The organism is Streptomyces sp. NPDC092296 (assembly GCF_044755465.1).
Lineage (GTDB): Bacteria > Actinomycetota > Actinomycetes > Streptomycetales > Streptomycetaceae > Peterkaempfera.
Genome location: NZ_JBIVRB010000007.1, coordinates 140,468 through 163,834, shown reverse-complemented (window position 1 = coordinate 163,834; position 23,367 = coordinate 140,468). Strand labels below are relative to the sequence as shown.

At 74.1% G+C, this 23,367-nt stretch carries 25 protein-coding genes; 14 read left to right on the top strand and 11 right to left on the bottom strand.

Going from position 1 to position 23,367, the window contains the following annotated elements; all coding sequences use genetic code 11:
* Nucleotides 1–129: 129 nt before the first annotated feature.
* On the top strand, nucleotides 130–594 hold the full coding sequence (locus ACIQGZ_RS18570; RefSeq protein ID WP_402603000.1) for a DUF6098 family protein: 465 nt from the start codon (nucleotides 130–132) through the stop codon (nucleotides 592–594).
* A 55-nt stretch (nucleotides 595–649) separates the two neighbouring features.
* On the opposite strand, the gene ACIQGZ_RS18565 is transcribed toward ACIQGZ_RS18570, so the two are convergent.
* Nucleotides 650–1,834: an alcohol dehydrogenase catalytic domain-containing protein gene (locus ACIQGZ_RS18565; protein ID WP_402602999.1), complete on the bottom strand. Its 1,185-nt coding sequence runs from the start codon at nucleotides 1,832–1,834 to the stop codon at nucleotides 650–652.
* Nucleotides 1,835–2,015: 181 nt separating this feature from the next.
* Between ACIQGZ_RS18565 and ACIQGZ_RS18560 the strand changes: the two genes are divergently transcribed.
* Nucleotides 2,016–2,183, top strand: coding sequence for a hypothetical protein (locus ACIQGZ_RS18560; protein WP_402602998.1), 168 nt, complete (start codon nucleotides 2,016–2,018; stop codon nucleotides 2,181–2,183).
* 16 nt (nucleotides 2,184–2,199) lie between these two features.
* Here the strand turns inward: ACIQGZ_RS18560 and ACIQGZ_RS18555 are convergent, their stop codons facing one another.
* On the bottom strand, nucleotides 2,200–2,562 hold the full coding sequence (locus ACIQGZ_RS18555; protein WP_402602997.1) for a hypothetical protein: 363 nt from the start codon (nucleotides 2,560–2,562) through the stop codon (nucleotides 2,200–2,202).
* 325 nt (nucleotides 2,563–2,887) lie between these two features.
* On the opposite strand from ACIQGZ_RS18555, the gene ACIQGZ_RS18550 reads away from it, so the two are divergent.
* Both ACIQGZ_RS18550 and ACIQGZ_RS18545 read left to right on the top strand, forming a co-directional pair.
* Nucleotides 2,888–3,277, top strand: a complete 390-nt coding sequence (locus ACIQGZ_RS18550) for a PPOX class F420-dependent oxidoreductase (protein WP_402602995.1) — start codon at nucleotides 2,888–2,890, stop codon at nucleotides 3,275–3,277.
* 271 nt (nucleotides 3,278–3,548) lie between these two features.
* On the top strand, nucleotides 3,549–4,055 hold the full coding sequence (locus ACIQGZ_RS18545; RefSeq protein ID WP_402602994.1) for a GNAT family N-acetyltransferase: 507 nt from the start codon (nucleotides 3,549–3,551) through the stop codon (nucleotides 4,053–4,055).
* A gap of 22 nt (nucleotides 4,056–4,077) precedes the next feature.
* Here the strand turns inward: ACIQGZ_RS18545 and ACIQGZ_RS18540 are convergent, their stop codons facing one another.
* Nucleotides 4,078–4,623 carry a DinB family protein gene (locus ACIQGZ_RS18540; protein WP_402602992.1) on the bottom strand — a complete coding sequence of 182 codons (546 nt, stop codon included), beginning with the start codon at nucleotides 4,621–4,623 and terminating at the stop codon, nucleotides 4,078–4,080.
* A gap of 235 nt (nucleotides 4,624–4,858) precedes the next feature.
* On the opposite strand from ACIQGZ_RS18540, the gene ACIQGZ_RS18535 reads away from it, so the two are divergent.
* Entirely contained in the window at nucleotides 4,859–5,812 is a 954-nt protein-coding gene (locus ACIQGZ_RS18535; RefSeq protein ID WP_402602990.1) for a rhomboid family intramembrane serine protease, read from the top strand.
* A 41-nt stretch (nucleotides 5,813–5,853) separates the two neighbouring features.
* On the opposite strand, the gene ACIQGZ_RS18530 is transcribed toward ACIQGZ_RS18535, so the two are convergent.
* From ACIQGZ_RS18530 to ACIQGZ_RS18515, 4 genes are all read right to left on the bottom strand, one after another.
* On the bottom strand, nucleotides 5,854–6,651 hold the full coding sequence (locus ACIQGZ_RS18530) for a hypothetical protein (RefSeq protein ID WP_402602988.1): 798 nt from the start codon (nucleotides 6,649–6,651) through the stop codon (nucleotides 5,854–5,856).
* A 219-nt stretch (nucleotides 6,652–6,870) separates the two neighbouring features.
* The gene (locus ACIQGZ_RS18525; RefSeq protein WP_402602987.1) at nucleotides 6,871–7,521 is read right to left on the bottom strand and encodes a hypothetical protein; all 651 of its coding nucleotides are present in this window, start codon (nucleotides 7,519–7,521) and stop codon (nucleotides 6,871–6,873) included.
* 79 nt (nucleotides 7,522–7,600) lie between these two features.
* Nucleotides 7,601–8,911 (bottom strand): serpin family protein, encoded by a 1,311-nt coding sequence (locus tag ACIQGZ_RS18520; protein WP_402602985.1) that lies wholly within the window; start codon nucleotides 8,909–8,911, stop codon nucleotides 7,601–7,603.
* 98 nt (nucleotides 8,912–9,009) lie between these two features.
* Entirely contained in the window at nucleotides 9,010–9,498 is a 489-nt protein-coding gene (locus tag ACIQGZ_RS18515) for a GNAT family N-acetyltransferase (RefSeq protein WP_402602983.1), read from the bottom strand.
* Between the two features lie 144 nt (nucleotides 9,499–9,642).
* Between ACIQGZ_RS18515 and ACIQGZ_RS18510 the strand changes: the two genes are divergently transcribed.
* The 5 genes from ACIQGZ_RS18510 to ACIQGZ_RS18490 all read left to right on the top strand — a co-directional run bounded on the left by ACIQGZ_RS18510 (nucleotide 9,643) and on the right by ACIQGZ_RS18490 (nucleotide 15,304).
* Nucleotides 9,643–10,287 carry a YigZ family protein gene (locus tag ACIQGZ_RS18510; protein WP_402602981.1) on the top strand — a complete coding sequence of 215 codons (645 nt, stop codon included), beginning with the start codon at nucleotides 9,643–9,645 and terminating at the stop codon, nucleotides 10,285–10,287.
* A 197-nt stretch (nucleotides 10,288–10,484) separates the two neighbouring features.
* Nucleotides 10,485–10,883: a cupin domain-containing protein gene (locus tag ACIQGZ_RS18505; RefSeq protein WP_402602980.1), complete on the top strand. Its 399-nt coding sequence runs from the start codon at nucleotides 10,485–10,487 to the stop codon at nucleotides 10,881–10,883.
* A 161-nt stretch (nucleotides 10,884–11,044) separates the two neighbouring features.
* A complete protein-coding gene (locus tag ACIQGZ_RS18500; protein ID WP_402602978.1) occupies nucleotides 11,045–12,757 on the top strand; it encodes a hypothetical protein in 1,713 nt (570 codons plus the stop codon).
* Between the two features lie 357 nt (nucleotides 12,758–13,114).
* Nucleotides 13,115–14,779 carry a restriction endonuclease gene (locus tag ACIQGZ_RS18495; protein ID WP_402602977.1) on the top strand — a complete coding sequence of 555 codons (1,665 nt, stop codon included), beginning with the start codon at nucleotides 13,115–13,117 and terminating at the stop codon, nucleotides 14,777–14,779.
* A 90-nt stretch (nucleotides 14,780–14,869) separates the two neighbouring features.
* Nucleotides 14,870–15,304, top strand: a complete 435-nt coding sequence (locus ACIQGZ_RS18490; RefSeq protein WP_402602975.1) for a DUF6278 family protein — start codon at nucleotides 14,870–14,872, stop codon at nucleotides 15,302–15,304.
* 49 nt (nucleotides 15,305–15,353) lie between these two features.
* On the opposite strand, the gene ACIQGZ_RS18485 is transcribed toward ACIQGZ_RS18490, so the two are convergent.
* The gene (locus ACIQGZ_RS18485) at nucleotides 15,354–16,040 is read right to left on the bottom strand and encodes a hypothetical protein (protein ID WP_402602974.1); all 687 of its coding nucleotides are present in this window, start codon (nucleotides 16,038–16,040) and stop codon (nucleotides 15,354–15,356) included.
* Nucleotides 16,041–16,221: 181 nt separating this feature from the next.
* On the opposite strand from ACIQGZ_RS18485, the gene ACIQGZ_RS18480 reads away from it, so the two are divergent.
* Together ACIQGZ_RS18480 and ACIQGZ_RS18475 are read left to right on the top strand one after the other, a co-directional pair.
* Nucleotides 16,222–17,004, top strand: coding sequence for a ZIP family metal transporter (locus tag ACIQGZ_RS18480; RefSeq protein ID WP_402602973.1), 783 nt, complete (start codon nucleotides 16,222–16,224; stop codon nucleotides 17,002–17,004).
* 104 nt (nucleotides 17,005–17,108) lie between these two features.
* Nucleotides 17,109–17,714: an EamA family transporter gene (locus tag ACIQGZ_RS18475; protein WP_402602972.1), complete on the top strand. Its 606-nt coding sequence runs from the start codon at nucleotides 17,109–17,111 to the stop codon at nucleotides 17,712–17,714.
* On the opposite strand, the gene ACIQGZ_RS18470 is transcribed toward ACIQGZ_RS18475, so the two are convergent.
* From ACIQGZ_RS18470 to ACIQGZ_RS18460, 3 genes are all read right to left on the bottom strand, one after another.
* Entirely contained in the window at nucleotides 17,599–18,159 is a 561-nt protein-coding gene (locus tag ACIQGZ_RS18470; RefSeq protein WP_402602971.1) for a MarR family winged helix-turn-helix transcriptional regulator, read from the bottom strand. The genes ACIQGZ_RS18475 and ACIQGZ_RS18470 overlap by 116 nt on opposite strands.
* Before the next feature lie 133 nt (nucleotides 18,160–18,292).
* Nucleotides 18,293–18,745 (bottom strand): GNAT family N-acetyltransferase, encoded by a 453-nt coding sequence (locus tag ACIQGZ_RS18465; protein WP_402602969.1) that lies wholly within the window; start codon nucleotides 18,743–18,745, stop codon nucleotides 18,293–18,295.
* Nucleotides 18,746–18,806: 61 nt separating this feature from the next.
* The gene (locus tag ACIQGZ_RS18460) at nucleotides 18,807–19,295 is read right to left on the bottom strand and encodes a glutathione peroxidase (protein ID WP_402602968.1); all 489 of its coding nucleotides are present in this window, start codon (nucleotides 19,293–19,295) and stop codon (nucleotides 18,807–18,809) included.
* A 184-nt stretch (nucleotides 19,296–19,479) separates the two neighbouring features.
* Here ACIQGZ_RS18460 and ACIQGZ_RS18455 point away from each other — a divergent pair, with 184 nt between their 5' ends.
* Both ACIQGZ_RS18455 and ACIQGZ_RS18450 read left to right on the top strand, forming a co-directional pair.
* Nucleotides 19,480–21,720, top strand: coding sequence for an ATP-dependent RecD-like DNA helicase (locus ACIQGZ_RS18455; RefSeq protein WP_402602967.1), 2,241 nt, complete (start codon nucleotides 19,480–19,482; stop codon nucleotides 21,718–21,720).
* Nucleotides 21,721–21,854: 134 nt separating this feature from the next.
* Nucleotides 21,855–23,144, top strand: coding sequence for a citrate synthase (locus ACIQGZ_RS18450; protein WP_402602966.1), 1,290 nt, complete (start codon nucleotides 21,855–21,857; stop codon nucleotides 23,142–23,144).
* The last annotated feature ends 223 nt before the right edge of the window (nucleotides 23,145–23,367 follow it).

Genomic DNA, 23,367 nt, shown 5'->3' with positions numbered 1-23,367 from the left:
CGCCACATCATGCCTCCGACTGCCCTGTGGCGCAGCGGAGTTGCCGATCTTCGGCCCGCCGCCCCCGGTGCCCTGCGGGCCGCACCCCGGACGGCGGGTGACCCAGGGCGGGCTGGGCAGGCATCCCCCGTGAAGCTGCGCGTCCTCGACTCGCTCCAGGAGCTCACCGCCTTGGTGCAGCGCCGGGACCGGCTGTTCATCCGTTGGTCGCGCGGCCCCGGGATCGACCTCGGCGCGACGGCGTACAGCTGCGACGACCTGACCGGCGTACCGCTGCCCGGCCTCTCCGCCAGCCCGCTGCACGTCGAACCCTGGTGGGACGGCCGCCCGGTGCGGCTCTGGGTGGCGAGGCGGCTGTACGACTACTCGCACCTGCGCTGGGAGAAGGGCCCGGGGGTGCACCCCTGGCTGCTGGAGGGGCGGGAGATCGGCCGGGGGCCGGACAACGAGCCGCTGGTCGACCGGGTACGGCCCGTCGCCCGGGTCAGCGAACGGGTGATCGACGAGGCCGAGCGTGAGATCCGCAGCCAGCCGCACGCCTGGGGGCCGCTGCGCCGCCCCCTGGCCTGGCGGCCCCCGCTCCCGCGCCGGTGAAGCCTGCCGGTCCGCAGCGTGCCGGTCCGCAGCTTGCCGGTCCGAACCTTGCCGGTCAGGGCTTGAAGAGCACCTTGACCGCCCCGTCCTGCTTCTTCTGGAACATCTCGTACGCCGCCGGCGCCTCGCTGAGCGGCACATGGTGGGTGGCGAAGCCGTCGACGCCCAGCGGGTCGTCCTCGGTGAGCAGCGGAAGGATGTCGTTCACCCAGCGCCAGACGTTGGCCTGGCCCATCCGCAGCTGGATCTGCTTGTCGAACATCGTCAGCATCGGCATCGGGTCGGTCATCCCGCCGTAGACCCCGGACAGCGAGATGGTGCCGCCGCGCCGCACGATGTCGATCGCCAGGTCGAGGGCGTGCATCCGGTCCACGCCGACCCGTTCCATCATCCGGGCGGCGAGCGGGCTGGGGAGCAGCGAGGTCATCTGGTGGGCGAGCCGCCCGGCCGGGGAGCCGTGCGCCTCCATGCCGACGGCGTCGATCACCGCGTCCGGGCCGCGCCCTTCGGTGAGGTCCCGGATGACGGCGGGGAGGTCCTTGCCGTGCTTGTCCAGGTCCAGCACGTGCACCCCGTGCGCCTGGGCCCGGGTCAGCCGCTCCGGCACCAGGTCCACCCCGATGACCTGCGCGGCGTCGCGGTGCGCCGCGATCCGGGTGCACATGTCCCCGATCGGTCCGAGGCCCAGCACCACCAGGCTGCCGCCCTTGGGGACGTCCGCGTACTCGACCGCCTGCCAGGCGGTGGGCAGTACGTCGGAGAGGAAGACGAACCGGTCGTCGGGCGGCCCCGGCGGCACCGGGATGGGCAGCGTGTTGCCGAACGGCACCCGCAGCAGCTCCGCCTGGCCGCCGGGCACCTGGCCGTACAGCTTGGTGTAGCCGAACAGCGCGGCACCGCTGCCGTACTCGTGCACCTGGGTGGTCTCGCACTGCGACTGGAGACCCTGGGCGCACATGAAGCACGTCCCGCAGGAGATGTTGAACGGGATCACCACCCGTTCGCCCGGCCGGACGGCCGTCACCTCCGGGCCGACCTCGCGGACGACACCCATCGGTTCGTGCCCGAGGATGTCCCCCTCACCGAGGAAGGGCCCCAGCACCTCGTACAGGTGGAGGTCGGAGCCGCACAGGCCGGTCGTGGTCACCTCGACGATCACATCGGTCGGTTCCCGGATCACCGGGTCGGGGACGGTGTCGACACGGACGTCCCGCTTGCCGTGCCAGGTCAGCGCCTTCATCGCTCCTCCGCAGGGTCGTCGGACGCGTCCCCCCTCGCAGGGCGCCTGTCCGTACCCGGCCCGCCGAAACCGCTCGCCCACCGGACCGGCGGTGTGGACCGCCCGGCGCCGGGTAGAGCTGACCTTCTTCGACCGAACCGACCGTGCGCGAGCGGCGTACGGCAACCAGCAGGAGCCCGCGATGACCCAGCCCCAGCCCCAGCGGAACCCGGAACCCCAGCCGAACCCCAGGCCCCGGCACACCGACCAGGACGACGACACCCCGCAGCCGGAGCCGACCTTCGGCCGGGAACTGGGCGAAGCCCTGGACCGGGCCGGCCTGCACCCGGAGGACTTCGAGGAGCGGTAGCCCCGCCCGGCCCCGCTCAGAGCCCGGCGGCCCGGCGGACCGCCCGCACCACCGCGTCCACGTCCGCAGCCCGCACCGACACGGCCAGCCGCGCGAACGGCGACGGCGGGTGCAGCTCCACCCGCACCACCGGCCCCCGGGCCCGTACGGCCACGAAGTCGCACCCGGTCGGATGGCCGCGCACGCCCACCATCACCACCCCGGGCACACTGCCGCCCCGGCCACTCACCCCGCGCAGCGCCCGCCACCAGTCGCGCTCCGCCGCCACCCCGCGCACCGCCGCCACCGGCACCCGCACCGACCCCTGCCGCGCCAGCACCCGCTCCCACCACGCCAGCCGCACCACCAACTCCGCCCGCTCCACCACCAACCGCGCCATCCCCACCACCTCCCACACCCCCCACCCCCGACGCTACGCCCCACCCACCCCACCCACCCCAGGCCTCAATCCCTGCCTTCACCTGATTGCCGTGACTACGCTGCGGCCGGAATCACCGTCGCCGGCTTCGCCGGAGGCCGGCTACCAGCCGGGGGCGCTCGTACCGTTGCCGCTGCGGAGTCAACTTGAGATGCGCTCGTGCGGGTACGCCCGGACGGGTATGTGGACCGGGTGAGTAGGGTGGCCGGGCCGCTCAGCGACGGGCTGGCGGATCTTTTCCGGCCGTTGCCCACGGAAGCAACGAAACCGAGAATTGGGGGGAGTCATGAGCGTCATCCCGGACAGTCACCAGGATCTGCTCCAGAGACCGCTGTTCGCGCATCTGGCCACGATCCGGCCGAACGGTACGCCGCAGGTCAACCCAATGTGGTTCTCCTGGGACGGGGAGTATCTGTACTTCACCAACACCAGGACCCGCTACAAGTATCGCAACGTCACGGCCAATCCCGAGGTCGCCTGCTCGGTCAACGATCCGGAGCAGCCCTATCGCTACCTGGAGATCCGCGGCGTGGTGGAGCGGATCGACGGCGACCCGTCCGGTGCGTTCTTCCTGACCCTGGCCGACCGCTACGGCATGCACCTCGACGGTCCGCCGCACGATGCCGAACATCGTGTGGTCTATGTGGTGAAGCCTGTCACGACCAGCTGCCAGTGAGAAGTGCGGCCAGGGAACGGTGTGCCCGACCGCCTCGATCGGCACGCCGAGCGCGGCGCAGCACGGCTGGGCAGTACATCGCGCGATAGGCGGTGTGCGGCTGGTCGAGGTCGCTGGCATGGGACTCCGCGCGGTCGGTGTGGACAGCCCCGATGCTGTGGTCTACGGCGGAGCGCCGCACCCGTCGGTGATGGCGGTGCGGTGCTCGGGGAACAGGCAGTACACGGTGGTGGGCGGGGGCGGCGGTGGGGCCGGCGGGGAGAATGGGGGGATGCGTATACGGGTCGGGTGTGCTGGGGAGCTTGGCGGGCTGCGGGAGATCGAGCGGGCGGCCGGGCGGTGGTTCGGTGAGATCGGTATGTCGGAGATCGCTGACGACGAGCCGCCGTCGCTGGACGAGCTCGCCCGGTACCAGCGGGCCGGGATGCTCTGGGTGGCGGTGGACGGCGCGGATCGGCCGGTGGCCTATCTGCTGGCCGAACCCGTCGACGGCAACCTGCACGTCGAGCAGGTCTCGGTGCACCCGGACAGCGCGCGCCGGGGCGTGGGGCGGGCGCTGCTGGACCACCTCGCGGCCTGGGGTGCGGCCGAGGGCGTCCCCGCGCTGACCCTGACGACCTTTGCCGAGGTGCCGTGGAACGCGCCCTACTACGAGCGGTGCGGCTTCCAGCGGCTGGCGGAGGACGCCCTCACCCCCGGGCTGCGGGAGATCCGCCGCCAGGAGGCCGCGCACGGCCTGGACCGGTGGCCCAGGGTCTGCATGCGCCGCGCGCTGTGACAGCCGGCCGTGGCCTGGTCGGCTAGAACCCGGTGGCGCCGTCGATCCGCTCGCGCAGCAGGTCGGCATGGCCGTTGTGCCGGGCGTACTCGGCGATCATGCCGACCAGGATGCGGCGCAGCGAGACCGGTTCGCCGCTCGCACGCTGGATGCCGGTCACCTCAAGGGACGGCGCCGCGGCGACGACGGCCCGGGAGCGGGCGCACTCGTCCCGCCAGACGGCGAACGCCTCCGCGACATCGCCGTCCAGCGAGTCGAAGTCCTGGTCGGGGTCGTCGTCCGTGTAGTAGAGGAGCGGCACGTCCTCGCCCGCGAACTGCTGCCGGAACCACCACCGTTCGGCCCCGGCCAGGTGGCGGAGCAGGCCGTGCAGGCTCAGCCCGGAGGGTGCGATGCTCCGCTCGGACAGCCGCTCCGGTGGGATGCCGGAGCACTTCAGCTCGAAGGTGTGGCGGTGCCAGTCGAGAAAGGCGGTCAGGATCTCGCGCTCGCTGCCGACCAGGGGGATGGGGGCCCGGGAGCCGTCGGACCAGGACTGTGCGTAGTTCTCCGCTGGGATGTCGCTCATGGGGGGAGTATGGCCGGGCCCACTGACATGTCGGGTTCGCCGACCGGCCGGGGTCCACTGCCACTCGGGCCCATCGGCTGCCGGCCCGGCCGCGACCGGCAGGCGGACGGGTCCGTACCGACCACCGGCCCGCGCTGCCGCCCGCAGGCCGACCGTATGCTGATCGGCCGCGGCCACCGGGCCGCCGCCAGCACCGGTCGAGCACGCATGAGCACCAGGACGGAGCACCTGTTCCATGGACACCCAAGACGCCCAGGACGACCCGGACGCCACCGAGCAGCCGCAGCCACCGGTCACCAGGTGCTACCGGCACCCGGAACGGGAGTGCTACGTCCGCTGCACCCGCTGCGACCGCTACATATGCCCGGACTGCATGCGTGAGGCTCCGGTCGGCCACCAGTGCGTGGAGTGCGTGCGCGAGGGCAGTGGCACCGTCCGCGAGCCCCGTACGGCCTTCGGCGGCCGGATCGGCGGCGCGCCCGTGGCCACCTGGGTGCTCATCGGCGTCAATGTGCTCGCCTATCTGCTGGAGCTGGCCAGCCCCGGCGTCCTCGACCGGCTGGAGAACCTCGGTACCGGGCTGCGCGGCCCGGACGGCGGCACCTACCTGGCCGTCGGCGGCCCCTACCCGGGCTTCCAGGCGGTGGGCGTGGCCCACGGCGAGTGGTACCGGCTGATCACCTCGACCTTCCTGCATCTGCTGCCCACCCAGGGCATCCTGGGGATCACCCACATCCTGTTCAACATGTACTGGCTGTGGCTCCTCGGCCGGATCATGGAGCAGCAGTTGGGCAGGGCGCGGTTCGTCGCCCTCTACCTGCTCTCCGCCCTCGGCGGCTCCGTCCTGGTCTATCTGCTCGCGCCGACCGAGAGCACGGTAGGCGCCTCGGGAGCGATCTTCGGCCTGGCGGCCGGTTACTACGTCACCGCCCGGCGGCTGCGCCACGATCCCGCCGCCGCCAACCGGCTCATCATCACCTTTCTCATCTGGATGGTCATCTCGGCGGGCATGGCGTCCTGGCAGGGCCACCTGGGCGGGCTGCTCACCGGCGGCGCGGTGACCCTCGCCTTCGCCTTCGCCCCGAGGAACCGGCGGACGCCGGTGCAGGCGGCCTCCGCCGTGCTGGTCCTCGCGGTGCTGGTGGCCCTGGTGCTGCTGAAGACCCGACAGCTCACCGGGGCTGCCTAGCGGCGGCCGGAGCCCCGGCCGCACCCTGCGGCCGCCCGTTGCTACTTGCGGCCCGGGGTCCACTTGAAGCCCAGGCGGTAGGCCCGCGACACGGTCTCCTGGATGCCCTGCCCGGACTTCGGAGTGAACCAGCGCACCTCCCGCTGGACGACCAACTCGTCCCGGGAGCGCTTCAGCAGCGCGATGGCGCAGGCCCGCGCCCCGGGTGGCGAGTCGTCCAGGTGGACCTGGAAGCGGTCGCCGTGCTGGGTCCGGAGGGTGGCCACCGCGTTCAGCCCTCGGAAGTCGCCGGCGCCCTCGTAGATGTAGACGAAGATCAGCAGCTTGGCGAACTCGGCCTGGTGCTCCAGATTGATGCGCAGCGTCTCGCCGTCCGAGGAGGCACCGGTGCGGTCGTCCTGGTCCAGGGCGATGTACGGAAAGGCGTCGAGCGCGCCGAAGGAGTTGCCCAGCGCCTGCACCACCTTCTTGCGGCCGTCGGCGTAGACCGCCATGCAGCCCAGGTCGAGGTCGATGCCCGGGGCGGTGGCGGCGCGGAAGGCATCCCGGAGCCGCCGCAGGAAGCCGCCGCCCGCAGCCGGGGTCTGCCCAGGCCCGGAAGTGGTGCCTGCGGGGGACCAGTTGAGGTTCACCACGGCGGTGCCGGAGTCCGCGCTCTGCTTGGTCAGCGAGACGGACGGCAGTGCCTTCGTGAGGGTCACGGTGCGGGGGCCGGCCGCAGGGCTGCCAGTCGGCTGCGAGGTGGTCGGCTGCGGGGTTGTCAGCCGTGGGGTGGTCGGTTTGGCGGCGGTGGGCTCGGGGTTGGGCGGCGTGGCTTCGGCGGGGTCGGGTCGGCTCACTCTGCGAACCCCCTGCGGGTCTGAGCGGGTGGGGCGGGCGCGGCGGATCGTGCACGTCCTGCGAACGTAGCGGAAGCCGCCCGACTACGCGACGGCCCACCGCCACAAGCCGGCGCAGCAGCGCCGCGACACCGCCGCGCACGGCGGCCGCCACCCTTGGGCGCACGCGCCCGGCAGCACCCGGGACCGGTGGCACCCGCAGCAGCGGGGGCAGCCGCCTCACCGCTCGGCCAGCTGGCGGCGGCACTCCGCCGCCAGCTCCGGGTAGGCGCGGGCGATGGCGTCGTACATGCGCTCCCGCAGCAGTTGGGCGGCCTCGGTGCGGCCCGCACCGCCGTAGAGGCCGTCCAGCAGGGCGTCATAAGCGGTCAGCCGGTGCCGCAGGTAGTTGACCTGCCAACGGGCCAGCTCGGCGGGGTCGGTGGTGGCGACCACCGCAGGCCGGGGGACATGGTCCGGCTGGTCCCAGGCGCGCTCGCGGTCCCGGCGGTTGCGGTGCCGTACGGCCTGGTCGGCGAGGTCGTCGCGGGTCAGCGTCGGCACTTCGACCGGCTCGGCGGCGATGCGGTCCAGCACCTCCTGCCGCCGCCGGGCCGCCGCCTGGCGGGCGACGGCCGAGCGGCGGGCCGCAGCGGCCAGGGCGCGGGCGAACTCCTCGGTGCCCTCGGCCGCCTCGACCCGGCCGATCGAGTACATCCGGGTCGGTGCGGCCGCGCCGTAGAACGGGCTGCGGCCCTGGGCGTCGGGACCGCCCAGCAGGTCGCGGACCATGGACGGCGTCCAGCCACGGGCCCGCAGGGCGGCCAGGGTGTAGTAGGCGCGGTGCCGTTCGCCCCGCTCCCGGTCAGCGCTGGTCAGGGATTCCGCCATCGTCGTGTTCCCCCCGTCGTCCGGCGAAGTCGGAACACCAGGTATAGCCGACACCACTGACAGTCACCCCAGGAGCGGATCACCGGGGGTCGGTGACCTGTCCGAGGAAGAGCGCCTGACCGGTGGTCACCTCCCTGATCAGGAAGAGGAACGGGCGGTCGACGCGCATCTCGGCGACCGTGCCCGGTGGCCGCGCGGCCGAGGCCACCCGCACGCTGACTCCGCTCGCCGCAGCGGCCGTCGTACCCTGCTCGTCCACGGCCAGGTGCACCTTCTGCACCACCGACTGCACGGACAGCGGCGGCTCCTTCGGGTCCGCCGGAATCCCGGTGAAGTCGGCCGCCGGGCCGAACGCCGAGCGCACGCCGAGCGTGCGCAGCGTCTCCACCAGGGGCTGCCCCCAGTCGAAGGCGAACCGGGGGAGCGCCAGGTCCACCGCCTGGGCGCGCAGCCCACCGAGGATGCCGTCCAGCAGCGGCCCGTCCAGACCGGCGCGGAAGTCCGCGAAGGTGCCCGCCGCCGGGAGGAGCACGTCCAGGGCCAGCCGACCGCCCTGGTAGGGGAGTTCCACGGCCTGCCAGCCGCTGCCCGCGCCGTAACGCAGCGAGTCGCTGCGCGACATCGTGGCGACCTTCGGCGCCGACCCGTCGAGCAGGTGGAACGGCAGCTGCCGTGTCGCGTCCTTCCGGAACGGGCTCGCCCAGTCGGCCTTGAGGTAGAGCGTGTCGGTCAGTGCCAGCCGGGTCCGGGAGTCGATGGCGCGGGGCGGGAACAGCTCCTTGACGTATCCCTCGGTCTGCCGCTCGACCAGCGCGTTGACCGCCCGCCGCGCGCCCTCCGGGTCGGTCTTGAAGTCGGCGGTCCGCACCCCCGTGTCGAAGGCGGACGCGAGCAGGTCCAGATAGGCCTCGCGGACCGCGTAGTCGCGCTGGAGCCAGACTGTGGCGGACTCCCGGAGGGTGAGTCCGTCGGCCGCCGCCCGGCTCTGTGCGGCGCGGGCCAGCGCGCCCGTCGCGGTCGCGAACCGGTCGGCGGGCAGCCGCGTGTGCAGCACGGCCGCCAGTTCGGTCGCGGTGGCACCCCGGGCGCCCGGCGCCAGCATCGCCAGGGCCGTCGCCAGGCTGGACGGCGAGACCGCGAGGTCGTCCGCGGCGCCCGTACCGGAGGCCGTCAGCGTATGGAGCAGATCGAGCCCCAGTGCGTTGGAGCTGCCGGCCGCCGCCGTCAGATCGGCCGCCGGAGGGGCCGGCCGCTCGCCGGGGGCGGCCACCCGCACCAGCGCGGGTTCGGTGCTGACCGCCCCCGACCCGCAACCCGCAACCGCGAGGGCGAGCAGTGCCGCCACCCCGGCCCGCCGCCTCCGCCCACCGATCCCGGTCATCCCGGTCATCCGGACCTCCGCCGTCGGTCGATCGCCGCTCTGCTGTGTGCGGTGCGGCGATGGGACGTCCCGGGCGTGGCGCCGGTTCCCGGACAGCCGGGCGGCCGTCAGAGGCGCCGGTACATGATGTGCAGGCCGACATAGCCCTTCTCGGGGTGGCGGAAGCCCTCCGGCAGCGTGGCCAGCACCTCGAAGCCCAGCGAGCGCCACAGCGCCACCGCCCGGGTGTTGGTCTCCACCACGGCGTTGAACTGCATCGCCCGGTACCCCTCGGCCCGCGCCCACTCCACCGCGAACTCGCCCAGTGCCCGCCCGACGCCCCGACCGGCGTGCTCCGGGTCCACCATGAAGCTGGCACCGGCGATGTGCGAGGCCGGTCCCATGTGGTTGGGGTTGACCTTGGCGGAGCCGAGGACGGTCCCGTCCGGGTCCACGGCGACGAACGTACGGCTCGGCGGCTGCGGTATCCACAGCGCGCGGGCCTGCTCCTCGCTCACGTCGCGCGGCCAGGTGTAGGTGTCGCCCGCAGCGACGATACGGTGCAGGAACGGCCAGATCGCCGGCCAGTCCCCCGGGGTCGCTTCCCTGATCAGCATGGGCCCAGCATCGCCCCGCACCCGGCCGGGACGCGAGCGGTTTCCCGGCCGCCGCACCTGCCGGACCGACGGCCGGCGCCCTGCCGTACGCGGTCGGGCATAGGCTTGACCGGTCCCCGCCCCCGACCGAGAGCAGCGCCCACCGTGCCGGACCAGCACCGCTACCTCACCGTCAAGCGGCCCGGCCGGCATGAGATCGAGATCAAGAAGTCCCGGTTCATCTGCTCGCTGGCCAGGGTCGCTGACGAGGAGGAGGCGCAGGCGTTCATCGCCGCCGTCCGCAAGGAGCGCTGGGACGCCCGGCACAACTGCACCGCCTTCGTGGTCGGAGAGGAGCAGCGGCGCGAGCGCTCCAGCGACGACGGCGAACCGGCCGGCACCGCCGGGGTGCCGATGCTGGAGGTGCTGCGCCGCCGGGGGGTCACCGACACGGTGGCCGTGGTCACCCGCTACTTCGGCGGGGTGCTGCTGGGGGCCGGCGGCCTGGTCCGGGCGTACGGTGCGGCGGTCTCCGGGGCGCTGGACGAGGTGGGCACGGTGGAGCGCCGCCCGGTGGCGCTGCTCGCGGTCACCGTCGACCACGCCCGCGCGGGACGGCTGGAGAACGACCTGCGCGCCGCCGGCCACGCCGTCCGCGAGGTCGCCTACGGCGCCACCGGGGTACGGGTGGAGGTCGGGGTGCCGGAGCCGGACACCGCCGCCTTCCACGCCTGGCTGGCCGAGGCCACCGGCGGCACCGCCGTCGCGGAGGCGGCGGGCCGTACTCATATCGAGGTTGACGCGGGTTGACGCCTGGTCCGCGCCGCCGGCGGGTAGCCGAGGTGGTGATCGGCGCAAGCCGTCGGACGCCTTGGGCGGGGGCGGGTTAACCTGCTGCGACCGGCCGGTCACACCGGCCGTGGTGCCACTGGGGGCGCCCGCTACAGCGTCGTACCGGGAGGTTCGCTCCGTTTCGGGCAGCAGACGACGCGGCAAGGGGAGCGTGCGTGGAGCGCAGCACACCGTTACAGGACACGGGCGACGGGACGGAGAACGTCACGCTCGCCCACGGGACCTCCGCCGGGGGGCTGACGCTCAGAACCGGCGGCCGGACCGATGTGGTCGCCCGGCGGGTCACCATCGAGCCGGGCGGCACCACCGGCTGGCACTACCACCCGGGGCAGGCGCTGGTGATCGTCCGGGCGGGCACGCTCACCCGCGTCCTGCACGACGGCAGCGTGGAGACCAACCCGGCGGGCCAGGCGTTCGTGGAGGAGGGCGGCCCGGCGCATGTGCACATCGGCCACAACCTGGGCGGCGAGCCGGTGGTGCTCCATGTGACCTATCTCGTCCCGGCGGGCGGCCCGCTGTCGGTCGCCGCGGTGGCCCCGGCGCTCCGCCGCTGATCACTCGAACGAATGACCATCGCCCGGCGCAGGAACTCCTGCGCCGGGCGATGACGTTCTCCCACCAACCGGTACGGACGGGACACCCCGCCGCGTACCAGCACCCGACGCCCATGGAGGACAGCCGGACCCCACCGCCGTACCACGGGAGGAGCCAGCGCATGACCCAGCACATCCCCGCCGACCGGACCGATCCCGCCGCCACGCGCTATCGCATGGTGGTCGCCAGCGGTCACGGCCACGCCGACACCGTCGCACTCGCCGACCAGCGGTTGCGCGGCTGGCTCAAGCGGGAGGGATACGACGAGCCGCCGTCGGACCATTCAGGACTGCCGGAGGGTGCCCGTTACCGGATAGGCGACCGGACCACCCTCGACGTCGATGCGGGGGCGCTGCGGGGCGCCGCCGGGCAGTACAGCCGCCGCCGCGTCCGCGAGCCGGTCCCGCACGGCACTCGGCAGACCACCCTGACCGTCGCCACCCCGGTCGGCGGCCCCAGCTGGATCCAGCTGGACGCGGAGCATCTGCCGAGCAGCCCCGGTGTCCGGACCTCCGGGCGGGTCCCGGTCCCCGACCTGGCACGCGGCCTCCTCCCGCTGCTGGACGCCGCCGACGGCCCGGCCGCCGTCCGCGACCGTCCGGTGCCGGTCGGCGCCGCCGAGGTGGACCGGGTGATCGACGAGCTGTGCGACCCCGACCGGCGGCTGCCGATCGTGATCGCCAGCGTCCCGGCCAACCTCGACAGCTCCGAGTGGCAGGCCGAGGCGATCGACCCGGTACTGGGGAACCTCACCGGCCTGGCCGTCCTCTATGTCCTCGACCACTCCGCACGCCCCGTCTTCAACCAGGCCCTGGAATACCACCCCGTCTACGGCGGGGCCGTCCGCACCTATCTGCCCGCCCTGGACCCCGCCGCGCGCGGCGACGGGGCGCACCACCCGGTGATGTCCCGCCAACTGATCGAGGACGACCCGCGCCGGGCCGCCGCCATCCTGGCTCGGGAGCCCCGGCGGCTCGCCGCTGTCACCCCGCTGCCGGACGCCCTCGCCGACGTCCCGGTGCTGCGGGTGCGCGCCCTGCCGCAGCCGACCGCCTCCGGCCAGGCGGCCCCGGATGCCGCCGACTCCGCCGCCGCCGACTCCGCTGCCGAGGAGGCCACCCGGGAGCGGCAGATCGGCGCCGACGAGTTGCAGCGCATCCGCCGCGAGCTGCAGCACGCCGAGCGGCTGGAGCGCGCCCTGCTCACCGAGGCGGACGAGCAGTACGACGCACTGCGGCAGGCCCGTGCCCAGGTCAGGGTGCTGACCCGCAGACTGGTCGCCGCCGTCGGCCCCGCCGCTGCGGACCCGGCCGCCGTCGCCCTCGACGCCCGGGAGGACGAGGACGGCATCCCGGCGACCTTCGCCGGTCTGGTCTCACGGCTGGACGAGTTCCCCACGCTGCTGTTCACCGGGGAGACCAAGGAGGCCCTGGCGCTGGACGAGCAGAACGCCGGTCCCGGCTGGGCCCGCCTCGCCTGGGACGGCCTGCTCGCCCTCCAGGAGTACGCCGACGCGGCCGTCCACGGCCGGGCGCACGGCGACTTCAAGCAGTGGTGCGAGCACACCCCCGTGGGCTGCCACCCCTTCCCACCGCGCAAGGCGGTACGCGGCGAGTCCCAGACCGTGACCAGCAACGCCAAGTGGAAGAAGGAGCGGATGCTGCCGGTGCCGCAGACGGTCGACCCCTCCGGCCGTGCCTTCATGGGCGCCCATCTGCGGATCGGCGGCGGAGGCACCGCCCCCCGGCTGCACTATCTGGACGACTGCTCCGGCACCGGCCGGATCTACATCGGCTACATCGGCCTGCACCTGACCAACACCCGGACCAACTGACCACCCCCGACCAGCTGACCACCCGAACCACCCGAACCACCCGACCACCCGGACCCACCCCCGGCCGCCCCGACACCGTGCCGGGAGCCGGTGGCCGCCCCGCTCCCCCGGGGCGGCCACCAGCTCCCGGGGCGGGGCCCCGCGCCCCGGCGCGACCACATCCGCCGGAAAGGTCATCGGTGATGCCCACAAAACCCCTTCCGAACGGGAGAATGCGTAAGGGGGCGACGACGCACGGGTACCACCGGCATCGGCGCCCGACCACCGACCACCGACCACACAGCACGCGGCCGGGCCACAGCGCGTCACCGGACGGCGACGCGCGACCGGACGACGACCACGGGGGAGCGACCGCCGATGCAGTATCCGCAGAGCCGCAGCACCGGGCGCTTCCTGCGCGGTCCGCGCCGCGACGACCCGGACGCCGCCACGGACACCCCGGCGTCGGCCCCGGCGGGCCAGGTTCCGACGGCCCAGCTCCCCACGGCCCAGCTCCCCACGGCCCAGCTCCCCACGGCCCAGCTCCCCACGGCCCAGGTCCCCGAGCAGTCCCCGGCCCCGGCGGAGGCGCCCGACCGGCGGCCCGCAGCGGGCGACGCGCGGATCGCCCGGGAGCGCACCGCTGTGGCCGCCGCCGAGCTGGACCGCTTCCTCGACCTGCTGCGCCGCGCCGCCCGCCCCGCCCCCGCCGTGGACTTCGACGCACAGCGGCGGGTCTACGAGCCCCGCCCCTATGAAGGGCCCGACCCCGCCGGGCCGCCCCGCTGGGAGGACTTCGCGCCGCCGGAGCCGCCCCAGTCGGCCGAGGGCACCGCCGACGGCGCAGAGGCCGGCGCCGGGCGCCGCCTGCTGGACCCGGCCTACCAGCGGGAGCGCGCCCAGGCCCGGCTGCGCCACCAGCGGGCGCTGCGCGAATGGCGCGAGCAGCAGGAGCAGCAGGACCAGGCCGACGGCGGACCGGGCGGCCCCGAGCAGCAGCGGGCCGAGCACGAGCGCGCCGAGCTGGCCCGCGCCCACGCCGTGCGCGAGTACAACGCCACCCTCGACGAGTGCCGCCGCGCCTACCAGGATGCCGAGCCGGCCGCCGTGGAGTCGCTGCTGGAGCGGGCACTCGCCGCCGCCGGGCAGGCCACCCCCGACCTGCCCGCCCCCTGCCGGGCGTCGTTCCGCCCGCTCACCCGGGTCGCGGTGCTCGACCTCGAACTGCCCTCGCCGCAGATCGTCCCGTCCGTCGCCGGCTACCGCGCCGCCCCCGAGGGCGGGCTGGACCCGGTGCCCCGCCCCGACAGCGAGCGCGCCACCCACTACCTCCAGCTCGCCGCCCGCCTCGCGCTGCGCGCCCTGCACGCCGTGGCCGCAGCCGACAGCGACGCCGTGCTCACCGGCGTGGTCCTCAACGGCCGGGTGCGCGGCCCCGGCATCCCGCCGGGAGGAGCCTGCCTGCTCAGCGTGGACGCCGACCGCGACGACCTGGCCCGCACCCGGCTGCTGCCCCCGGGGCACCAGTCGGCCGCCCCCGACCAGGAGGACGCACTCGCCCTGCTCCGCGCCCTGACCGCCGCCGTCACCCCGGACCCATACGCACCGGTCGCCGTCCGGCCGTACGGCACCGCCACCGCGACCGTGCCCACCGCCGAGGACCTCTCACCGGGTGAGTTCGGCCGCCTGGTGCGGCAGTTGCTCACCCGGATGGGGCTGGACGACTGGACCCCCCGGCTCCAGGGGCGCGACGGCCTGGTCGCGGTCGCCCAGGGCGCCGAGGGCACCACCCTGCCGGGCCGCTGGGTGGTGTGGGCGGCCCGCCGCCCCGGCGGCGTCGACGCCGACGCGATCCGCATCCTGCGGGAGGCCGTCACGGAGGAGTCGGCGGACGGCGGCCTCTGGCTGACCACCGCTCACTTCACCCCGGAGGCCGCCGCGCTGGTCACCGCCGACGACGGCCCGCTGCTCATCGACGGGGAGCGCCTGCGCCTGCTGCTCCGCACCCACCTGGACGGCGAGCTGGCCGAGCACGCGGGCTGAGGGCCGATTCACGCACGGCGGGCGGCCCGGCGGCGGGTCGCGCGGCGTCGCGTCCTGTCCCCGGCGGCTCCGGGGTGTCAGGCTGGGGCCATGGGAATCGTCTTCATGGACCGGTGGCGGGCGCGACGCGAGGGGATCGCCGGCGCGCAGCCGGACGACGCCGGCACGGGGGAGGGGATCGGTGAGCTGCTCGCCGAGTGCGAACTGCTGCGCGGCCAGGCCGACGAGGCCGGTGTGGCGCTGGACGACACCCCCGCCTCGCTGGCCGCGCTCGACCAGCTGCTGCCGCGCTGGCGGGACGACCCGGACGCCTCCGAGTGGCTGGGCAACGACGCGGGCCTCTACCTGGGCACCGTGATCGTCCGCACTGTGCCCGGCGCCGCCTGGCGGGTCTGGCCGGGCGGACGGCCGACGCTGCTGCTGCCCGGCGGCCGGGAGCTGGACGTGGTCGGGCTGGGGCACAGCTGGGCCACCGACGGCACCCCGGAGCTGGCGGTCGCCTACGCCGAGGCCGAAGAGGACTGAGCAGCGGACCGGGCAGCCCCGCCGGACCGGGGAGGGCCCCGCGGTCATCTCAGGGCCCAGCCGGGCCCGGCGGCCGGCCGTCCACCGTGGGATGCGGGGGCAGCTCCGCCACCGGCACCCGGAAGACGGCCACCGCGGTGAACGGCGCGAGGCACTCGCGCGGCACGGTCCCGGTGTCCGTCCAGCGCACCGCCAGGTCGCCGCCGCCGGCCCACAGCTCCGCACCCCGGGGCTGCCCGCAGCCGACCACCGCCGTCACCGCGACCAGCGCCTGCCCCGGCGGCGGATAGCCGGCCCCCGGGCGGTCCAGGCGGTCGCGCAGCCGGCCCGCGAGCTGATGGTCGCCGCTGGCGTCGAACCAGGCCGGGTAGCGCCGGGCCTGCTCGGGTGAGGTGAGCACCGCGTTCGCCCGGCCATGGACACCGGTGCCCACCTGGAGGAAGTCCAGCCGGATGTCCACCCGGTGCCGCCCGGTCGGCGGTGCCCCCGGTGCCCCCGGCCGACTGCCGAGCGGCATCCCCGACAACCCCGCCCCGGCGCCGTCCGAAGCCGCCGCCCCGCCCGAAGCGGAGCCGCAGGCCGTCAGCACCGCCGCCCCCAGCAGAACTCCCAGCAGAACTCCCAGCAGAGCCCGCAGCGGGACCGCCGGCAGCCCGGCCGCAGCCGCGCGGCGGCCGGGCCGGATGCCCCCGCCGCCGTCCGGCGGCCCGTACCCGTGTCGACCGTGTCGACGCATCGCAGTCACACCCTTCGGACGGGCCGGCGACGCGACCGGTTCCCGCCCCGGGCGCGCCGGGACCGCCCGTACGGAGCAGCAACGCGGGCGGCGGCGGTGGCGCCGTACCCACGATGGGCGGACGGGGGGCGGTCCCGGCGCGCGTCCCGGCGGCCGCACCCGTGGGAGGAGTGTGGTGCGCATGACGGCGGTCCTGGTCTCCGCCGCCGCGTTCCTGACCACCCTGCTCGGCGGCTGGGTGGCCCAGCACATCGGTGACCGCCGGCACCTGGTGCTGGGCCTGGCCGCCGGGCTGATGCTCGGCGTCGTCGCCTTCGACCTGCTGCCGGAGGCGCTGCGGGCCGAGCGGAAGGTGCTCTTCGGCGTCCCGGCGGCGCTGCTGATGTTCGTCCTCGGCTTCCTGGTGCTGCACATCGTGGAGCGCTCGGTGGCCATCCACCGCGCCCACGAGGGGGAGTACGCCGCCCACACCCACCCGTTGGCGTCCCCGCACCCCCACGGCCACCATCACCACCCCGGCCGGGCCCAGGGCGTCGGCCTCACCGCCGGATCGGCGCTGGTCGGCCACAGCCTGATGGACGGCTTCGCCATCGGCGCCGCCTTCCAGGCGGGCAGCACCGTCGGCGCGGTGGTGGCCATCGCGGTGGTCGCGCACGACTTCGCGGACGGCTTCAACACGTACACCGTCACCCGGCTGTACGGGAACGACCGCCGCCGCGCCCTGTCGCTGCTGGCCGCCGACGCCCTCGCCCCGGTCACCGGCGCGGCGGTGACGCTGGCCTTCACCATCCCGGAGCGGCTGCTCGGCCTGTACCTCGGCTTCTTCGCGGGATTCCTGCTCTACCTGGCGACCTCGGACATCCTGCCCGAGGCCCACAGCCCGCACCCGTCCCGCACCACGCTGCTCTGCACCGTCTCCGGGGTGGTCTTCATGTGGCTGGTCATCGGTCTGGCCGCCCGCTGACCGCCGCGCCCGCAGCCACCCGCCCGGCGCCGCGCCCCGCAGCGGCCAGCGCGCCCGCCTCACCGCCAACGCTGCGGTACTGCTGGGCGAACGCCCAGGGCAGGATGCGGACGGCCGGCCTGGCGGTGGCCGTGGCCGGCCTCGCGCCGGCCGCGCTGGACCAGGGGCTGGACGGCACGGCCGGGGCCTGCGCCCTGGTCGCGGCTGTGGCCTGGGGCCTGTCCAATGTGCTCACCCGCAAGGCGTCGCCGCCCGGCATGCTCCGCTGGATGGTCCGGGTCAGCGTGGTGCCGCCGCTCCCGCTGCCCGCCCTGTCGCTGCTCTTCGAGGGCCCGGCGGCCGACCTGGCGGCGCTGCGCACCGTCACCCCGGCCGGGCTCGGCGCCATCGCCCATGTGGCCTGGGCCGCCACCCTGTTCGGCTTCGGTGCCTGGGGTTACCTGCTGCGGACGTACGACGGCACGGCGGTCGCGCCGTACTCGCTGCTGGTCCCGGTCTTCGGCTTGTCCTCGGCCTGGCTGCTGCTCGGTGAGCGGATCAGCCCGCCGGCCGGCCGCGCGGCGCTGCTGATCGCGGGGGTGGGTCGGACGGCGGTCAGACCCTGCCGCCCGGTGGGCGCCGACGGCGGTCCGAGTGGCCGTACCGGATCGCGTGCGCGCTCTCCGCGTCCCGGAGCACCCGCAGCAGCACCTCCCGGTCCGCCGCGCTGACGCCGCCGAAGTACTCCTCCGCGACCTCCTGCCGGACCTGCCCCATCCGCTGCACGGCCTGCCGCCCCGGCCCGGTCAGCTCCAGGCCCACCGCGCGCCGGTCGGCCGGGTCGGGCACCCGCAGCACCAGCCCGGACGCCTCCAGCGCGTCCACCACCGTGGTCGCCGAGCGGGGGGCGATGTGCAGCCGGTCGGCCAGCTCGCTCAGCCGCATCGCCCGGCCGGGCGTCTCGCAGTCCGCCGCGTGCGCCAGGACCCGCAGCGCCCGGCCCTGGCCGGGGGTGATCCCGTACGGCTCCAGCCGCAGCGCCGTCTGCCGCCGGATGCGCTTGACGGCGCGCACCAGCGCGTCGGACAGCTCGGCGGTGTCACCCGGGTCACCCGGGTCACCCGGGCTGTCGGGGGCATCCGGCCCGGTCGGGGCGGTGGGATCAGTGGGGGCCATGGTGGCGCGGGCTCCTCGGGACGGGTGGTCGCCCAGCGTAGCGGCAGCGTCTGACCGGGGGACCGGCGCCGGTGAGCCGGCCTTCGGCAGCGGCATCCTCAGCACCGAGCCCGGTCACCGACGCCGCCCGGGTTCAGAGCTCCCGCTTGAAGCCCAGGTGGGAGTCGGTGAAGCCCAGCCGCCGGTAGAAGCGGTGCGCATCGGTCCGGCTGGCATCCGAGGTGAGCTGGACCAGGCTCGCGCCCAGCCGGGCGGACTCCGCCACCGCCCACTCGATCAGCAGGGTGCCCAGCCCGCCGCCGCGCTCCGTCGCGTCCACCCGCACGGCCTCGACGATGGTGCGCACCGCACCCCGCCGGGAGAGCCCGGGGATCACGCTGAGCTGGAGCGTGCCCACCGGGCGCCCGTCGCGGACCGCCACCACCAGGTGCTGGTTCGGGTCCGCCGCCATCCGTTCGAACGCGGCCCGGTAGACCTCCGGCTCGTCGGGGGACTCCCGCCGCGCGCCCAGCGGGTCGTCGGCCAGCATGGCCACGATGGCGGGCAGGTCCGCAGCGGTGGCGGGGCGTATGTCGACATCAGTCATGATCGCCACAGTAACCGCCGCCCGGGAGCGCCGGGCGGCGCGGGACCGCCCGGCGCCGGGGTCAGCGCGGCAGCTGAGCCTCGATCGCGGCGACCACCTCGGCGGACTCCGGCTCGGTGCGCGGCCGGACCCGGGTCACCACCGCGCCGTCCGGGGAGATGATCCACTTCTCGAAGTTCCACTGGACGTCGCCGGCCGCACCGGAGTCGTCCGGGACCGCCGTCAGCTCGGTGAACAGCGGGTGCCGCTCCGCGCCGTTGACCTCGATCTTCTCGAACAGCGGGAAGGACACCCCGTAGCTGGTCGAGCAGAAGGTCCGGATCTCCTCGGCGGTGCCCGGCTCCTGCCCGCCGAACTGGTTGCACGGGAAGCCGAGCACGCTGAAGCCGCGCTCCGCGTAGCGCTGCTGAAGCCGCTCCAAGCCCTCGTACTGCGGCGTCAGCCCGCACTTGGAGGCCACGTTCACCAGCAGCAGCGCCTTCCCCTTGTACTCGGCCAGCGAGGTCGGCTCGCCGGACAGGGTGCGCAGCGGGATGTCGTACAGGCTCACGGGGAGGTTCCCTTCGAGGGTTCGGGATACGGGTCCTGCGTCTGCGCACAACGGTCCGGCCGCCGGGGCTGTTCCCGGCGTGACCCCGGTGGCCCAGCGCTTCCGCCGGGGAGCGCGCCCCGGACTGTCCGAGCGGGGCGGTACGGTTCGTGCCACGACGTACCGCGGATCGCAGGGGGTGCTCATGGGCGGACGCGCGGCCGCCGGGCAGTCCGAGCCGCGGCAGCTCGCCGTGGTCGAGGGCGTGCTGGAGCGCATCACCTACGCCAACGAGGAGACCGGCTACACCGTCGCCCGGGTCGACACCGGCCGGGGCGCCAACGACCTGCTGACCGTGGTCGGCGCGCTGCTCGGCGCCCAGCCCGGCGAGTCGCTGCGGCTGCACGGCCGCTGGGGCTCGCACCCCCAGTACGGGCGGCAGTTCACCGTGGAGAACTACACCACCGTGCTGCCCGCCACCATCCAGGGCATCCGCCGCTACCTGGGCTCCGGCCTGATCAAGGGCATCGGGCCCCGGCTCGCGGAGCGGATCGTGGACCACTTCGGCACCGACACGCTGGAGGTGATCGAGCAGCAGCCCGCCCGGCTGATCGAGGTGCCCAAGCTCGGCCCCAAGCGCACCAAGCTGATCGCCGCCGCCTGGGAGGAGCAGAAGGCGATCAAGGAGGTCATGGTCTTCCTCCAGGGCGTGGGCGTCTCCACCTCGCTCGCGGTGCGCATCTACAAGCAGTACGACGACGCCGCCATCGGCGTGGTCAAGAACCAGCCGTACCGGCTGGCCTCCGACGTCTGGGGCATCGGCTTCCTCACCGCCGACCGGATCGCCCAGGCGGTCGGCATCCCGCACGACAGCCCCGAGCGGGTGAAGGCGGGGCTGCAGTACGCGCTCTCGCAGAGCAGCGACCAGGGGCACTGCTACCTCCCCGAGGAGCGGCTGATCGCGGACGGCGTGAAGCTGCTCCAGGTGGACGTCGGGCTGGTGATCGAATGCCTGGCGGAGCTGGTCGCGGAGGAGGGCGTGGTCCGCGAGCGGCTGCCGTCGCCCGACCCCGACGGCGAGCCGGTGAAGGCCGTCTACCTGGTGCCCTTCCACCGGGCCGAGATCTCGCTGGCCAACCAGCTGCTGCGGCTGCTGCGCGCCGGCACCGACCGGATGCCCGGCTTCGCCGACGTCGACTGGGAGCGGGCGCTCGGCTGGCTGCGCGGCCGGACGGGCGCCGACCTGGCACCCGAGCAGGAGCAGGCCGTCCGGCTGGCGCTCACCGAGAAGGTCGCGGTGCTCACCGGCGGCCCCGGCTGCGGCAAGTCCTTCACCGTGAAGTCCATCGTCACCCTGGCACTGGCCAAGAAGGCCAAGGTGCTGCTGGCCGCCCCCACCGGCCGGGCCGCCAAGCGGCTGGCCGAGCTCACCGGTGCCGAGGCGTCCACCGTCCACCGGCTGCTGGAGCTCAAGCCGGGCGGCGACGCCGCCTACGACCGGGACAACCCGCTGGACGCCGACCTGGTCGTGGTGGACGAGGCGTCCATGCTGGACCTCATCCTGGCCAACAAGCTGGTCAAGGCGGTCGCGCCCGGCGCCCATCTGCTGCTGGTCGGGGATGTCGACCAGCTGCCGTCCGTCGGCGCCGGGGAGGTGCTGCGCGATGTGCTGGCCGAGCAAGGCCCGGTGCCCGCCGTCCGGCTGACCAGGATCTTCCGGCAGGCCCAGCAGTCCGGCGTGGTGGTCAACGCGCACCGGATCAACGAGGGCCTGCCGCCGATCACCGAGGGCCTGCCGGACTTCTTCCTCTTCGTCGAGGACGACGCCGAGCGCGCCGCAGGGCTGACGGTGGAGGTGGTGGCCCGCCGCATCCCGGCCCGCTTCGGCCTGGACCCGCGCCGCGACGTCCAGGTGCTGGCCCCGATGCACCGCGGCCCGGCCGGCGCGGGCAACCTCAATGTGCTGCTCCAGGCCGCCGTCACCCCGGCCCGCGCCGACACCCCGGAGCGGCGCATCGGCGGCCGTACCTTCCGCGTCGGCGACAAGGTCACCCAGATCCGCAACAACTACGACAAGGGCCGCAACGGTGTCTTCAACGGCACCGTCGGCGTGGTCACCGGCCTCGACCCGGAGGAGCAGCGGCTGACCGTGCTCACCGACGAGGACGAGGAGGTGGTGTACGCCTTCGACGAGCTGGACGAGCTGGCCCATGCCTACGCGGTCACCATCCACCGCTCGCAGGGCAGCGAGTACCCGGCGGTGGTGATCCCGGTCACCACCTCGGCCTGGACCATGCTCCAGCGCAACCTGCTGTACACCGCCGTCACCCGGGCCAAGCGGATGGTGGTACTGGTGGGTTCGCGCAAGGCGATCGGCCAGGCAGTGCGCACCGTCAGCGCCGGCCGGCGGCACTCGGCGCTGGACCACCGGCTGGCCGCCGGCTAGCGCCGCGTTCACAGGTCGAAGGCGGAAGGCCGCCACTTTTGGTCCACCCCGGGTGCGCGACTGTCCCCCGGATGGGGGAAGGTAGACCTAGTCAGGGCACCTTGGAAGAGGTTTCATTCGTCGGTGAGGAAGACGTGAGCGACAACTCGGTAGTACTGCGGTACCAGGACGGCGAGTACGAGTACCCCGTCGTCGAGAGCTCTGTGGGCAACGCCGGCTTCGACATCTCGAAGCTGCGTGCGCAGACCGGCCTGGTCACGCTGGACAACGGCTTCGGCAACACCGCCGCATACAAGTCCGCGATCACTTTCGTGGACGGTGAGAACGGCATCCTGCGCTACCGCGGCTACCCGATCGAGCAGCTGGCCGAGCGGGGCAGCTTCATCGAGACCGCGTACCTCCTGATCAACGGCGAGCTGCCGACGGCCGACCAGCTGTCGCAGTTCCGCCAGGAGATCACGCAGCACACCCTGCTGCATGAGGACGTCAAACGGTTCTACCAGGGCTTCCCGCGCGATGCGCACCCGATGGCGATGCTGTCCTCCGTGGTCAGCGCGCTGTCGACGTTCTACCAGGACAGCCACAACCCGTTCGACCCCGAGCAGCGGCACCTGTCGACGGTGCGCCTGCTCGCCAAGCTTCCGACGATCGCGGCCTACGCCTACAAGAAGTCGGTGGGCCAGCCGTTCGTCTACCCGCGCAACGACCTCGGCTATGTCGAGAACTTCCTGCGGATGACCTTCGCCGTGCCGGCCGAGGAGTACGAGCTCAACCCGGTCGTGGTCAACGCGCTGGACAAGCTGCTGATCCTGCACGCCGACCACGAGCAGAACTGCTCCACCTCCACGGTGCGGCTGGTCGGCTCCAGCCAGGCCAACCAGTTCGCCTCCATCTCGGCCGGCATCTCCGCCCTCTGGGGCCCGCTGCACGGCGGCGCCAACCAGGCGGTGCTGGAGATGCTGGAGCGGATCAAGAGCGACGGCGGCGATGTCGACGCCTTCATCCGCAAGGTGAAGAACCGCGAGGACGGCGTGAAGCTCATGGGCTTCGGTCACCGCGTCTACAAGAGCTTCGACCCGCGCGCCCAGATCATCAAGGGCGCCGCCCATGACGTCCTCTCCCAGCTCGGCAAGTCCGACGAGCTGCTGGACATCGCGCTGAAGCTTGAGGAGCACGCGCTCTCCGACGACTTCTTCGTCTCGCGCAAGCTCTACCCGAACGTCGACTTCTACACCGGCCTGATCTACCGGGCCATGGGCTTCCCGACCAGCATGTTCACCGTGCTGTTCGCGCTGGGCCGGCTGCCGGGCTGGATCGCCCACTGGCACGAGATGATCAAGGACCCGGGCAGCCGCATCGGCCGTCCGCGCCAGATCTACACCGGCACCGAGATCCGCGACTACGTCGCCCTCGGCGACCGCTGACCCGGTCGGGGGCCCGGCCCCCGACCCGTCCGGCACCCGACCCGTCCGGCACCGGGCCCGGCCGCACTGCGGCCGGGCCTGCGGCCGTACCACCGCCGGCCGTGTTCCCCGCGGGGAGCGGCCGGGACGAGAGAGGCGCACGACGCCGGACGCGGCTGCGGGACGGCCGCTCAAAGCGTCCCCTGCCGCATCGCGGCGCCGTGCGCTTGAGGACCGCCCAGCG